This is a genomic window from Microbulbifer okhotskensis (assembly GCF_023895975.1).
GTDB classification, from domain to species: Bacteria; Pseudomonadota; Gammaproteobacteria; order Pseudomonadales; family Cellvibrionaceae; genus Microbulbifer; species Microbulbifer okhotskensis.
On the sequence record NZ_JALBWM010000010.1, the window covers coordinates 1 to 13,808 of the forward strand.

Consider the following 13,808-nt stretch of genomic DNA (forward strand, 5'->3'; position numbering starts at 1 on the left):
ACCAGATACGCTACTTTCTTTCAAACCCTCAAACACCAGATTCGGTTATAACTCTCGAAAGCTCGATGGAAAGGGTAAGCTGGCCCCGGTAGGCACTACAGTGAACATGGAGACTGCTGAATATTCCAACACCATTGGCTCACCCCAACTGATCGCAATATTCAAAGACCCGGAATTTAATCCATTGCAAAGTGCTGTTTACTACCTGCGCGCCCTTGAGATTCCCACACCCCGCTGGACCCTGTACGACAAAGTGCGCTTTGGAGTCGAAATGGACGACAAGGTACCTTTGGTACAACAGGGGCGAGCTTTCAGCTCACCAATTTGGTACTCACCCCGATAAGCACTCGCGAGATGGCGCTCAGTCGACAATAAACCCGTGTTGTTAGGTGCCGCTGCCTATCATTGAACAGATATGGCAATCTGAACCTCATTTCCACCAATATATTGCTCAAAGTCAGTCGTGTAAGCCCGCTGATGAGGACAATCCCCGGCACTAAAGTAACTCCAAATTTCGCCCCACAGATCAATAGCAATCTGAGGCATATCACCGTTTGCTGAAAACACCAGATACTTACCGGGTTTTACCTGCACTTCTTTGAAGTCTTCCGACATATCGGTCGAAAGCATGTCCGAACACGCATAAACATCGAAAAATCCCGTGTGATCAGATTCGTAGTTGGTGTAGACACCATAAACTTGCGGGTTACCTCTTAGTTGCGGTGCGGCCTCCGAGCTGAACCGCCCCCAAAGCGGCGCTATTTTAGCGGAAGATGAGTCAGCCTCATTTGCATTCTTGGTACGAGTACAGAACCCGACTAGGTCAAAACCCTCTATTTCAGTAATGCCCATATTCTCAGCCATATATATCTATTTATTGGTATAGGTACGATACTATAATAACCACTTTGAGGTGACCAGCCTGTAGAGACAACTAGATATCGAAACCCGGCAATTTTTTAATCGCTAGATAGCCAAAACCTACAAAGCCAAACTGCCCCCTTATAAATTTCAATTAAATTAACACCTGAAATCAAGATTCAGCCTCTGACTTTTGCCTAACTTCAGAAGGAGGCAAACCATATTTTGCCTTATATAGCTGCGTAAAATATGACTGACTGGAAAAGCCATTATCCAAAGCAACATCAACCAATCGTTTATTGCTCGTTTTCAGCTGAATGTCGGCGTACCGCAACCGGCGCGTATTAATCCAGGCCTTAGGAGACTCTTCCCTAAACACCCGCCCAAACATATTTTTAAACGCAGTTAAGCTCATACCAATATGCTTAGCATAAATTACCATAGACCAATTTTGAGTCACATTGGCTTCCATAAATCGCCGAAACCTTTCATTTTCCGGGTTCACTTGGCCAAGCAGTTCATCCGCCAATATCCTACCGTAGTCACTATTTAGTTTTAACAACAATAACTCTTCAAGCTTTAATACCATCAATCCATCATCACCAAGCTGGCTGAATACATTGAATGAATCTAGAGTGAACCTCACCAAGTCACACTCAGGAAAAATAAAAAGATTGTTCTTGCAGGTAGGTCTTACACTTGCTCCGACCTGTTTGTTTTTTGCCCGCAACAGCGCCTTGCTATACCGCTCGTAGAAGCGATCGAGCATTGCTGCCTGAATACTGATACAGATGGCCACGACCTCAGCCCCGTCGCCTTTACTGGACAACAAAAACCTGTTTACCGCACTTGCCAACCACACCTGCCCCGAATCCAGCTGAAACCTGGCATCAATACAATCACACTCAATGCCAGCTGAACCAGAGATCATCATCACGAGATTGACGTTAGATGAGAAATCCAGTGAAACCACCTCACCAGGAGGAACTAGTATCTTCTGCAACTTAAACAAATCACTAGGGAACTGACATTCTATAAAACTTCCACCTCTCGAAGGTTCATCTGATTCCTTTCGGCATGTAATAATCACGGGTTCCACCACTGACGTTTCAGTTTATCTCGCTAAATGCCCTCAAACTGGAGCACCTGGGTCCAAGTGCCATCCCCAAAAGTCAGTCTTAACAGTGCTTAATCCTCACAGCTGGGAACTTATCAAGCAGCCGCATTTCAGGCTACTGTGCACCAATTTGACAGCAAACTATCGGAGGCTGCAGTGCCTCCCCTGTAAGAATATTGAAACCCACTATCGTTGGAGTGAGCGTTTGAATCTCAAACGAAAAGATCGTATCTGCGCTAATTTCTAATGCACAGCGGTACCATATCTAACCTTGTGCAACTGCGCTGATTAATAACCATGCGAGTAACCGCTTGACAGCAAGAGTTCCCTTACAGCCCCCAGTTTATGGATTTAAAAATACGAATTTCAATCGCACTTACCTCTGTCCAAAGACCATAAGGACGGGGAACTAAAAACAATTTGATATAATGACTAATCGTTAATTTATAACGATTTCGCGCCGATCTTTACACTTATTAACATAGCTTTTCACCGTTTGAGACTAAAACCCGCCACTAAATTTACCACTTAAGCTTGCATCCGAGACAGACTGGACATATAGCCTGTCACCACAAAGCAAAATCCCCCCCTTCCAACGCAGACGTCATTAAAAATAAGCAATGGCAGGCAAGATCAACCATATTAACAACCAGTGAACCGGTTTTTAGACTAGAGATCGCCGGGTGAAATCGAACATAGAATGACCAAGCCTTCGATAATTTGTACAACCAAAATTGCATTTTGACGATACGCCAAAAGGATCTAGACCCGTTGGATTTGATTCCAGCGGTAAATATGAGAAAATAGCTTGATAATATGTCTTTTCCGCTTTACCTTAGACAACTCAGCGTAGGCAATGCCCTAGGGCTGCGCGCATCGATGATTGATAGAGTAAAAAAGACCTTTAAAATATTACTTGTGTTTGGATAACTCCAAACAACTCACAAGACGATTCAATCAAGTTATAGATTAGTATTTATCAGGATCTTTTTTATTAGGCTTCAAGCTTACATCTGTAAACGGCCAAGAATTTCCCACAATCAACAAACACTTATATTTTTGAGATTTATGTCGACAAGTTATTCTAAAGAATTAAATCAGCTCGCCCAATTAATTTGGCAGCAAGAAGCAGAACAAGAACCAAAAACCCAGGCGGAACCATCAGTAGCCCCACCGGCAGATCATGCGCCCAGCGATGTGTTTTGGGGGAAATGGCGGGGAAGATATATCGTAGTCACACGCTATATATCTGGAAGAACCAAATCCAATGTTAAGCTGCCCAACAACTACTCCGATGAGGCGATGGCACGCTCTGCGGCACTCGATATTATCCGAAAATTCCCTGAGGCGTCTATTCGTTACCTCCCCGCCAAAGAACTGGCTGTCTACCTTTAGTAGATAGCCAACCCCCTAACTTTGAATCTCAGCTCCAGCAAAAACCTACCGCTGAGATAGGGCGCAATCGCCTCAGCCCCCAAAGTAAGCTAGCTGCTTTTAGTGAAAAAGTGCTACCGGGTAAGCGCTGGGATCGGCTCAACCACTACGGTGAGATAAACCGCCTCACCTCATCAACAAATATTTTTGAGGCAGACTCCCGCCCCAGCAGCAGGTGCCCATCACTTTCCAGCCCGACAAACCGAGCATTTGGGATAGCCGAGGCTATATCATAACCAGTTGTTACCGGAATACGCTGATCCCCAAGGGAGTGAATAACCAACGTAGGAACGGTGACTTGCTTTAATCGCTCACGCACATCAATACCACCAAAAACCGAAAGGAACCGAACTGCATTCTCTGGAGAAGTCGTCAGGCGTTGGAATTCATTGAACCAAGCAAGTTCAGCAGCATTGGCACTCGGCATAAATGTAGACGAAAATATTTGCCGATACGCAGGATTATCCTGACCCCAGCCTGTTTCAGTAAGAGTCATAATAGCTTCACGTTCTTTTATAACCGCTTCACTAGCACCAATCCGCCACCCAGACGCATAACCACCAAACAAAACCAATTGCTTTACGCGCTCAGGGTGCCTAACCGCGTATTCAATCGATACCGCTGCACCTTGCGAAATACCAAGAAGAGTAAAGTTCTCAGCGCCACAGGCATCAACTACAGTTTCAAGGTCCGTGACAAAAGATTCAAAGCTAATATTCTTCACACTCCAATCTGACAGGCCGTTTCCACGCTCATCGTAGCGAATAAACTGATGATCCAGGGAAAGCTCGCGAAATAGTGGACTCCATATCGGCGAATCCCAGTCGTACTCCAAGTGACTTAACCAGTTGGCAGCCTTTACGATTGGAGGCCCCTTACCAATACTTGCGTAAGCGATACCAACACCATCCATTGCGGTACAAAACTTAACCTTCTGCTGAGTAAGCAACGTGCGGCCCAAGATGGGTTCATCTTTCCTCTCATCAAACTGCTCCTCCTCCCCCGACTTATAGGGTACCCATGAAATACCCGCCTTACGAAACCGGCAACTAAGCTTTGAACATTCAAGCTCCATCTCGCGGCTCAACCCCATTAAATCTAACAGCTTCAACAAGCGTGTCGCAGCGGCTGTACTATAGGGCTCCAACTCCCCCCAACTTCGCGCCCAACCGACCCTATCTTGCAGCGGCACATCTGAATGAGATGACAGGCCGGCCAATGCCCTGCCACGCAACCGAAGAACCTCTTCGCGTTCAGATACAAGCCACTGCTGAAATAATTCTTGATTGGGAAGGTCAATACCATCCAGGAAAGGCTCTCGAAGCTGTCGATGGATGCCCTTAAGCTCAGTAACCGATATACTAGGAATATCAACCCTTGATGCAATCTGGCTTATATCGATATTAACGGCTTCTGTGTCCAGGCTAACTCGCTCTCTATCCGCAACCAGGCGTTCTTGATCCGCACAATTAACAATGGAGCGAATTTTACTCAACGACCAGCGCAATGAAGCCCGCGGATCATCTGGCAACCCCCAGAATATTTCGCATAAGCGATCACGCCGATGTGGGCGCGCAGCCAATGTCAAAAATGCCAACAAAGCCCGGGTTCTTTTCGATGGAGGCAAATTGACGGGTATGCCGCCTTGGAAAACTTGCAGCTCTCCCAGCATTTGGATTGATATACCTATCACAGAAACACTCACCCCCTGAAAGTAAGATAACCATTGTTCATAGCGGAAAAGCTCGAGAAAACACAGACCAGACTCATAGCAACGCCCTCAACACAACAATCTACACGGAAAGCCACTCATTAATTCGCCACCCTGTAGAGTTCCCAGCGATTTTCTCAGGCTTATCAATGGCTCGCAAACAGTAAGCATTGCAGATGTGATCCAATTTACCGCAGAGCCCCTGAACAAGCCCTCAATCTCACCGCAGATTATGAAATCTATCAATATATGACATATTGACCGCAGCCTCTTAGCCAGAGATGTCTCTTTGTAGCTTCGTTCGAGAACAGATGGCTCTGGGCGTGGGCGTGGGCGTGGGCGTGGGCGTGGGCGTGGGCGTGGGCGGACAAAGCCTAGTATATCTGCAACCAAGAAGTGAGCAAGTCTAAATTTTTCGGTAAATTAAAAAATAATACATTTGTGGAATGATTTCCGCTAACGACTGCATATCGCCGAGTTTCTGCCAAACTCGACCATAGAGCCTACCCAAAGGTAGGTACAGCCTTTTCCACCCAGAAGGCTGGTGGGCATTTGCCCTAACGGACATAGACAACCATCAGGTGTAGCGCCTGCCTTTAACACTTTCCTCCTCGCCCCCAGCAGGGGCAAACCAAAGCTTGCCCTTCGATCAATTAACACTCTATTTTCAGTATGATTGCCACTTCCAGTGTCGCTCCGCCAATAAGGGCTCATCTATCTTTGTGTGTAAACACATCAAATCCGATCGCCCGTGAGGATCTGTAGGTCTTGGAATCACGGTGGAAATGCTGATACCACTTCTTAAAGTTCTGATACTGTAAAAACTTAAACTCCCCTTTATTGGGATCGAAGAAATAGCACACCTTATCCGAGGATGACTCAATACGAAACGCCATCGCATGCCCCCAGCCGTTGCCCGCGGTTCTGAGTATACAGTGAAGCGTACTGGACTGCTGCTTGAAGTAATCCTTATCCTCAAGGGCACCAAAAGAAGCTGTAAACTGCTCTTCCAAAGAGGGATTTTTATTTTTTAGCGCAATACCGCTACCGGCATGGCCGACATTATGAAATCCTTGGGACTCCAAGTATTGCTTGGTCTCCTTGATCATTTCGAAGGATGTACTAGACCTCCCCTCTGTACCATTCTGGAATTTAAAACGATACATAGAAGCAAAGCGCTGGGCGACCACGGCTATCTTTGTGTCGTCGATGTTATCTCCTGTAGACAGAGCATCCCGTAGACCCGATTGGAGCGCCTTACTAATCCAGCTAACTGAAAGTGCTTCGCAAATCCCACCTTTGGTATGGGGATGCTTCTTAATGATACTTTTATAACTACCCTGACTAAAATTCCAAGTCAGCTGGCCACCCATCCGGGAAGCACCTACATCTTTTGGCATATTTTTATCCTTACATCACAACCGAACATCTCGGACATCTATATTATTGAGCATATATGCAAACAATATGGATAAATTTTTACGGAACTAGACTCACAAAAATTTACCCAGCGCACCCTACCCAAAGAAACAAAAACCACGCAGCCGAAAACTTAACCACTCAACCGGCCGCAGACACCACCAAGCAGTAAAATTAAAAAATTGGGGAAATTCGAAATGCTACCCAGACAATATCCATAGAAAACACAAGGGAATAGCATCACCTTGCACAGAGACAAATTTAAACGAACTTTAGAAACTTAACAGCCAACCCAGCAATCAAAAATAATAATGACTCTATCATGGTAGGCGGTCGACAACTGCAGCTCTCTGCATATGCTAGCCTTTTAAAATTCTTGAGCCTACAACACCCATCAAACGCAAAAATTTTCTGCAGTTAAAGATATGATCCTCGAAATTATACTTTGCATTTGACGGGATAAATAAGATAGAGACTCGAAATCATCAGGATTTTTATATTCGAAACCCTAAACACCGAACAGAAATAGACCCTTACAATACATAAACTTCATAGAGCGGCCTGTACCGAGCGGTTCCTGTACACAGCAAAAAACCTATCGAAAAGCACCGCCACCAAACCACTATCAATCTACACGAGAACTAGAAAAGCTGTATATTTGTATCTCAAATGTTTGGACAGCAACAACAATACCGGCAACCAAACCTCCACAGAAAGCCAATTGCATCGCCAACAGAGCAATCCGCATCACGGCAAAAGGTCAGCGATGCTGCGTCAAAAACGAGCGCTCCAGGCATGAGGACACCCATAAAGCGCAACATGTAATGGGGTTCAGTGAAGGTTGTCACTCTATAGAAATTCGCTAACTGAGCGATCTATCAACACGGGACTCTGTAATAAATATTACCCTGATCAATTTCAAAGCCTAACGATTGATAGAGCTGTCGCGCTCGGCGATTATTTTTTTCTGTCTTGAATTCAACTCGAATGGCTTTCGTTTCTTTCGCAAAGTCCAGTGCCGCCCGGAGCAATGCTTTTGATACACCCGCTCCCCTAAAACGGCTCGACACCCCAAGATCATTGAGAATCCATAGGCGCTTTAGTGTCAGGGAAGAGAAACAGGGATAGAGGTTTACAAAACCCATAACCTGTCTTTCTTTCGGTTCGACCGCTATCAATAAGGTTGAGGCTTGGGTACAAAGTAAATCACGCAAAAATATCTCAGTCCCAGCAATATCAGAAGACTGGCCGCAAAAGACTCTATATTCATCAAAAATTGAAGCAACTTCGCATAAATAAGTTTCATCACATTGAATAATTTCCACGCTCTACCTCCTGCCAAACCATACACAGACAACGAATTGGGAATTTATTTATGTATTCTGGCGAGCAACCAGTCCGCCAAAACAAATCAGCATGCTACCACTCAAGCGCAGCACCCAGTGTCGAGCCCGACCTCCTACCGAAATTTGCTTCCATCGGGACAACACCGAAGACATGCCCAGAAACCACAGGAATATTATTGAGGCATGGACTGAAACCAGTATAAACGCCTCATAATGACTGGATGACCCCAACTGGATAAATTGAGGAAGGGCGGCAAGATAAAACATCGACACTTTTGGGTTCAATATTTGCGTTAAGAACCCCTCGGCAAAATTGCGGTGAGAAGCCCTTGAGCCTGCATTTGAATCAGAGCCTCCCATTTGACTTGCCTGCGACGAACTTTGGGCAAAAGTGGAAACAATCGTTTTCATACCCAGATAAACAAGATAGGCTGCGCCTAAGTACTTTATCAGGGTATAGATCTCAGCAGACTGCACAATGATTGCCGATAAACCGAGAATAGAGATGGCGCCGTGAGCAAAGGTTGCTGAGACCAGGCCCAGAATATTCTCTAGTGCTGGCCTCAACCCTTTAGCGGTTAGTGTTTTAAGTATGAGGACACTGTTTGGTCCGGGGGAAACAACTAATAACAAAGAAATAGCGGCAAATACGAGTATTTCACTCATAATACAAGACGCCCTTGGGACAATTAGATAGCGGGTGTGCGGCCAAAAGTTTGATTGGCCGGGCTAATTTAAAGCCCGGCTCTTATTAATATAAGTACGTCGCCGTACCCGTAGCGATCAACTCATCCTTGTCATTGCTCAACTCCATCCGGGTTACAACCAACTTGTTGCCGGCACGCAGAATCGAGCCTTCACAGAGGAAGTGCTCACCCCTTCCCGGCTTGAGATAGTCTACACGCATATCGACCGTACCCAGCTTTGACAAGCGACTTGCCTTTTCTTTCCAGTGCACATCCCCCATGCGCTGGTAGGCTGCAACCATAGCAGTCAAACCACCGACGGTATCCAGGGCAGTGGCAATTACACCACCATGCAGGATATTCTTCCAAATATTGCCAATCAGCTGCGGTTTCAGCTCAAAGCCTGCGGAGAGAGTGAGCGCCTCCAAGTCCAGGTTGCGCATCTCAAGTCCAATTTGCTGGTTAAAAGGGATCTGTTCAAAGAACCCTTTTACCAATTCCTGAAACTCATTCGGTGAGGGTTCGGTCATAGGCGGGCAACCCGGTTGAGCCCATCCAGTGCAGCGCTGCGATATGCCTCAGCCATGGTGGGATAGTTAAAAGTAGTGTTGACAAAATAATCGATAGAATTGTTCGGCGCCGGTTGTTTCATAATGGCTTGGCCGATATGCACAATCTCGGCAGCCTCGGCACCAAAGCAGTGAATACCCAGGATTTCATGGGTTTCGATATGGAACAGCACCTTGAGCATACCGACACGTTCACCGGATATCTGCGCGCGAGCAGTGTGCTTAAATAGCGCGCGACCCACTTCGTAAGGCACTTTAGCGGCAGTCAGTTCAGATTCAGTTTTACCGACAGAAGAGATTTCCGGCAGGGTATAAATACCGGTTGGTGCATCTTCGATCACACGATGGCCTCGCCCGGCAATAGCCGCCGCCACTGCGCGTCCCTGATCATAGGAGGCACTGGCGAGACTGGGCCAGCCAATCACATCACCTACTGCAAAAATATTCTCCACTTCAGTACAGTAGTGATCATCAACACTGAGCTGGCCGCGGTGGTTGGCCTCAAGGCCGACATTATTCAAGCCAAGGGAGTTGGTGTTACCGGTCCGACCGTTACACCAGAGCAATGCATCAGCATGAATACGCTTGCCAGACTGCATCTCCATAATGACGCCCTGATCGTTGGGCAACACGCGTGCATACTCTTCCTGGTGGCGAACGGTTACGCCCATATCGCGCAGGTGGTAGCTGAGCGCATCGGAGATCTCATCATCGAGGAACTCCAGTAGACTGTTACGGGTGTTTATCAGATCCACCTTAACGCCCAAACCGGCAAAGATGGAGGCATACTCGCAGCCGATAACACCAGCACCATAAATCATAATGGAATGCGGTGTGTGCTGCATATCCAAAATCATATCGCTGTCATAGACCCGCTCATGATCAAAGTCTACATCGCCCGGGCGGTACGGACGTGAGCCGGTGGCGATAATAAACTTCTTTGCGGTAACTGTTTCTGCAGCACCATCGGGCATTACCACCTCAACCGTGTGGGCATCGTGAAACTCAGCCTCACCAACGATAAGGTCAACCCGGTTGCGCGCATAGAAAGATGTGTGCATTTCCACCTGGTAGGAAATCACCTTGTTGACTGTCTGCATCACCTGGGGGAAGGTGAGGCGGCGGGGCTCACCTAACGCGCGGAAAACGCTTTGGGTGTTGTAACGCATCAATTGTTTAACAGAATGGCGCAGCGCCTTGGAGGGGATAGTTCCCTTGTGGGTACAATTGCCACCGACCACTTGACGCTTCTCAATCACTGCAACACGCATACCTTTTTTAGCTGCACTCATTGCGGCGGCCTCACCAGCCGGGCCAGAACCAATTACTACCAAGTCAAACTTTTGCTCTGCCATCTAAAGCTCTAATTCAATTTTCTCAACGGAATATAAGGCGCGGTAGCGCAGTATATTCAAGACTTAATTTACGGTTATCGACACTGGTTGTACCAATGACATAAAACAAAAAGCCCGTTGATCACGGGCTTTTTGATGAAAAGGCTTACTTGCGTTTTGTTGCGTCGTAAGCGAGATCGCCGGCAGTCATCTCTTGCTGTTTTTGTCGCTCTTGCTCCTTTTCACACTCATCATCATCGCCACCGCAGACTGTGCAGTCCTGCTTCATGCCGATATTGTTGAGCCCACCACAAGTTCCTTTCAACGGCTTGTTCTGGACCATCGCTCCGAGCGCCATACCGGCAACAACCAGCAGCATGGCCACAAAGGCAAATAGGAAAATTGTCACTTCTCAGACCTCTCTAAGTAAGGTGCAAAGGCGGAACTGTACCGCTCTTCGAAACCATCATCGGTTTTTACCAACATAAAAACAGCGAGCTTGTCGCGCTCGGCCATTGCCATCCCTGCCTCGGCTCCAAGCACATTCAGCGCCGTGGCCAAACCATCGGCCTCTGCACAGGTATCGTCAATCACCGTCACCGAAACCAGTTTGTGCTTGAGTGAGCGGCCAGTGCGAGGATCAATACTGTGGGAATAGCGTACACCGCCCCTTTCGTAGTAATTTCGATAGTCACCACTGGTTGCCACCGCTCTACCGCTCACCAAAATCGGCTCCTGTACTATCTGACCGGCAGTGCCCGGGGTTTCAATACCAATCCTCCAAGCCTTACCTTTTGGATTCACGCCGAGGGTTCGCAGTTCACCACCAATTTCGACCAAGTAGTTGAAAATCCCTTGCTGCTCCAGCAGTACAGCAACCCGATCCACCCCGTGCCCCTTGGCAATCGCCGAGAGATCCACCTCCACGGTACGGCTCTTAGTAACAGTATCGGGCCCTCGAGTCAGAGTTAATGCATCGGACCCAACAATCTCTAACAGCCCGGCAATTTCTACATCGGAGGGAATACTTTCCGGTTCCGGCCGGGAGCCAAAGCCCCACAAATTGACCAGCGGACCAACCGTCACCTCGAAGGCACCATCGCTGCGCCGATAAATATCCAGGGACATCTCCAATACACTCGCCAAATACTGGCTGATTGGAACCCGCTGCCCCACCGGACTGTGATTGAAACGCATCAACTCGGAATCATCAATGTAGGTGGACATCTCCTGATTGACTTGTTGCAACTCACTGTCGATCAGCTGCTGCAGCGTTTCGCGATCGCTACCCGCAGGAACCTGCACTACCGTAATGTGATAGCTGGTCCCCATGGTACGGCCGCTTAATTGCCAGGTTTCCGGCGCAGGGGTACAAGCTGATAAAAATACTGCCACCCAAAGCAAAAACAGGGCCGTGAAGACGGGCCCTGTTTTTGTATCTGCTGGGCCTTTGATTGCTTTTAGCAAGCTAAGCCCTCCAGTTATCCGCCGAAGTCATCGAGCAGGATATTCTCATCTTCTACACCCAAATCTTTGAGCATATTGATGACCGCAGCATTCATCATGGGCGGACCACACATATAGTACTCACAATCTTCCGGCGCCGGATGATCCTTCAAGTAGTTTTCATACACCACGTTGTGAATAAAGCCGGTATAGCCAGTCCAGTTATCTTCCGGCTGCGGATCGGATAGAGCCACATGCCATTGGAAGTTATCGAACTCTGAAGACAGGCCATTGTAGTCATCTTCATAGAACATCTCGCGCAAAGAGCGAGCACCGTACCAGAAGCTGATCTTACGGCTGGAGTTCAGACGCTTGAGCTGGTCGAAGATGTGCGAACGCATCGGCGCCATACCGGCACCACCACCAATAAACACCATCTCGTTGTCGGTTTCTTTGGCGAAGAACTCACCAAAGGGCCCGTACACCTTGATTTTGTCACCGGGCTTCAGGCTGAACACATAGGCAGACATTTGACCCGGTGGAATACCCTCAGTGCGAGGCGGCGGGGTTGCGATACGGATGTTGAACTTTACAACACCTTTCTCTTCCGGGTAATTGGCCATGGAGTAGGCACGCACTACTGGCTCAGTTACCTTGGATTCCAGTTTGAAGAAACCAAAGTGTTCCCAGTCACCACGATACTGCTCTTCTACGTCGAAGTCCGAAAATTGTACGTGATGCGCTGGTGCTTCCAACTGAACGTAACCACCAGCACGGAAGTCAACGCTCTCACCTTCAGGCAGACGCAGGGTCAGCTCTTTAATAAAAGTGGCCACGTTGGAGTTGGATTCCACAGTGCATTCCCACTGTTTCACACCGAACACCTCTTCGGGCACTTCGATTTCCATGTCTTGCTTAACCGCAACCTGACAGGAAAGACGTTTGCCCTCTTTCGCATCGCGCGGCGTGAAGTGAGCTGCTTCGGTAGGCAGCATGTCGCCACCGCCGGAGTTCACTTTACAAGTACACTGCGCACAACTGCCGCCGCCGCCACAAGCGGAGGCCAGGAACAAGTTGTTGGCGGCCAGGGTTTGCAGCAGCTTGCCGCCGGCCGGTACGGTGATAGTTTTCTCACCATTCACCAGGATATTGACGTTGCCGGTGTTTACCAGGCGCGAGCGAGTGGCAAGTATCACCGCCACCAGTGCCAGCACGATGACGGTAAACATCGCTACGCCGAGGATAATTTCAATACTCATTCTATTGTTTTCCCCGCTTAAATATCGATGCCGCCGAAGGACATGAAACCCAGGGACATCAGACCAACAGTTACGAAGGTGATGCCCAGGCCTTTCAAGCCATCAGGAACGTCACTGTACTTCAGCTTTTCGCGAATACCGGCCAAAGCGGTAATCGCCAGCGCCCAACCAAGGCCAGCGCCAAAGCCGTAGGCAACACTCTCACCGAACGCATACTCGCGTTCCACCATAAACAGAGAAGCACCCATGATGGCGCAGTTCACAGTGATCAGCGGCAGGAATACACCCAGCGCGTTATAGAGAGCCGGTACATATTTATCCAGGAACATTTCCAGGATCTGTACCAGTGCCGCAATTACGCCAATATAGGACAACAGGCCGAGAAAGCTCAGATCTACATCGGGATAACCAGCCCAGGCCAGTGCACCGTCTTTTAGTAGGTAGGTGTAAATCAGGTTGTTCACCGGCACTGTCAGAGTCAGTACCACGATAACCGCTACACCTAAGCCAATTGCGGCCTCGATCTTCTTCGATACGGCCAGGAAGGTACACATACCGAGGAAGAACGCCAACGCCATGTTCTCAATGAAAACGGCGCGGATAATCAAAGAAATATAATGTTCCAC

At 47.9% G+C, this 13,808-nt stretch carries 14 protein-coding genes; 2 read left to right on the forward strand and 12 right to left on the reverse strand.

From position 1 onward, the window contains the following. Positions 1-343, forward strand: a 343-nt coding sequence (locus tag MO867_RS03965) for a DUF3604 domain-containing protein (protein ID WP_252464824.1), incomplete at its 5' end; no start/stop codon positions are given. Positions 344-402: 59 nt separating this feature from the next. Here MO867_RS03965 and MO867_RS03970 read toward each other — a convergent pair. Further along, positions 403-864: a GyrI-like domain-containing protein gene (locus MO867_RS03970; protein WP_252464826.1), complete on the reverse strand. Its 462-nt coding sequence runs from the start codon at positions 862-864 to the stop codon at positions 403-405. A gap of 169 nt (positions 865-1,033) precedes the next feature. Next, positions 1,034-1,951: a helix-turn-helix transcriptional regulator gene (locus MO867_RS23775; protein WP_252464828.1), complete on the reverse strand. Its 918-nt coding sequence runs from the start codon at positions 1,949-1,951 to the stop codon at positions 1,034-1,036. Between the two features lie 1,095 nt (positions 1,952-3,046). Here MO867_RS23775 and MO867_RS03980 point away from each other — a divergent pair. Continuing rightward, positions 3,047-3,373: a hypothetical protein gene (locus tag MO867_RS03980; protein ID WP_252464830.1), complete on the forward strand. Its 327-nt coding sequence runs from the start codon at positions 3,047-3,049 to the stop codon at positions 3,371-3,373. Positions 3,374-3,518: 145 nt separating this feature from the next. Here the strand turns inward: MO867_RS03980 and MO867_RS03985 are convergent, their stop codons facing one another. The 10 genes from MO867_RS03985 to nqrE form a co-directional block, all read right to left on the reverse strand. Continuing rightward, positions 3,519-5,105 carry a bifunctional AfsR/SARP family transcriptional regulator/alpha/beta hydrolase gene (locus tag MO867_RS03985; protein ID WP_252464832.1) on the reverse strand — a complete coding sequence of 529 codons (1,587 nt, stop codon included), beginning with the start codon at positions 5,103-5,105 and terminating at the stop codon, positions 3,519-3,521. A gap of 728 nt (positions 5,106-5,833) precedes the next feature. Further along, the gene (locus MO867_RS03990) at positions 5,834-6,523 is read right to left on the reverse strand and encodes a YopT-type cysteine protease domain-containing protein (RefSeq protein ID WP_252464834.1); all 690 of its coding nucleotides are present in this window, start codon (positions 6,521-6,523) and stop codon (positions 5,834-5,836) included. Positions 6,524-7,420: 897 nt separating this feature from the next. Continuing rightward, positions 7,421-7,867, reverse strand: a complete 447-nt coding sequence (locus MO867_RS03995) for a GNAT family N-acetyltransferase (protein WP_252464836.1) — start codon at positions 7,865-7,867, stop codon at positions 7,421-7,423. A 48-nt stretch (positions 7,868-7,915) separates the two neighbouring features. Next, positions 7,916-8,554 (reverse strand): LysE family translocator, encoded by a 639-nt coding sequence (locus MO867_RS04000; RefSeq protein ID WP_252464838.1) that lies wholly within the window; start codon positions 8,552-8,554, stop codon positions 7,916-7,918. Between the two features lie 85 nt (positions 8,555-8,639). After that, a complete protein-coding gene (locus tag MO867_RS04005) occupies positions 8,640-9,104 on the reverse strand; it encodes a thioesterase family protein (RefSeq protein ID WP_252464840.1) in 465 nt (154 codons plus the stop codon). After that, positions 9,101-10,498 (reverse strand): Si-specific NAD(P)(+) transhydrogenase, encoded by a 1,398-nt coding sequence (sthA, locus tag MO867_RS04010; RefSeq protein ID WP_252464842.1) that lies wholly within the window; start codon positions 10,496-10,498, stop codon positions 9,101-9,103. Before sthA ends, MO867_RS04005 begins: the two co-directional genes overlap by 4 nt. 145 nt (positions 10,499-10,643) lie before the next feature. Then, positions 10,644-10,886, reverse strand: a complete 243-nt coding sequence (gene nqrM, locus MO867_RS04015) for a (Na+)-NQR maturation NqrM (RefSeq protein ID WP_252464844.1) — start codon at positions 10,884-10,886, stop codon at positions 10,644-10,646. Beyond that, complete coding sequence (locus MO867_RS04020) at positions 10,883-11,944, reverse strand: FAD:protein FMN transferase (protein ID WP_252464845.1); 1,062 nt, start codon at positions 11,942-11,944, stop codon at positions 10,883-10,885. The genes nqrM and MO867_RS04020 overlap by 4 nt, the downstream gene beginning before the upstream one ends. A 14-nt stretch (positions 11,945-11,958) precedes the next feature. Next, on the reverse strand, positions 11,959-13,182 hold the full coding sequence (gene nqrF, locus MO867_RS04025; protein ID WP_252464847.1) for an NADH:ubiquinone reductase (Na(+)-transporting) subunit F: 1,224 nt from the start codon (positions 13,180-13,182) through the stop codon (positions 11,959-11,961). Between the two features lie 17 nt (positions 13,183-13,199). Next, positions 13,200-13,808 carry an NADH:ubiquinone reductase (Na(+)-transporting) subunit E gene (nqrE, locus tag MO867_RS04030; RefSeq protein WP_252464849.1) on the reverse strand — a complete coding sequence of 203 codons (609 nt, stop codon included), beginning with the start codon at positions 13,806-13,808 and terminating at the stop codon, positions 13,200-13,202.

What these genes read in the sequence shown, in the direction of transcription:
- MO867_RS03970 (WP_252464826.1), bottom strand. Translation starts at nt 864, where the DNA reads ATGGCTGAGAATATGGGCATTACTGAAATAGAGGGTTTTGACCTAGTC.
- MO867_RS03980 (WP_252464830.1), top strand. Translation starts at nt 3,047, where the DNA reads ATGTCGACAAGTTATTCTAAAGAATTAAATCAGCTCGCCCAATTAATT.
- MO867_RS03990 (WP_252464834.1), bottom strand. Translation starts at nt 6,523, where the DNA reads ATGCCAAAAGATGTAGGTGCTTCCCGGATGGGTGGCCAGCTGACTTGG.
- MO867_RS04000 (WP_252464838.1), bottom strand. Translation starts at nt 8,554, where the DNA reads ATGAGTGAAATACTCGTATTTGCCGCTATTTCTTTGTTATTAGTTGTT.
- MO867_RS04005 (WP_252464840.1), bottom strand. Translation starts at nt 9,104, where the DNA reads ATGACCGAACCCTCACCGAATGAGTTTCAGGAATTGGTAAAAGGGTTC.
- sthA (WP_252464842.1), bottom strand. Translation starts at nt 10,498, where the DNA reads ATGGCAGAGCAAAAGTTTGACTTGGTAGTAATTGGTTCTGGCCCGGCT.
- nqrF (WP_252464847.1), bottom strand. Translation starts at nt 13,182, where the DNA reads ATGAGTATTGAAATTATCCTCGGCGTAGCGATGTTTACCGTCATCGTG.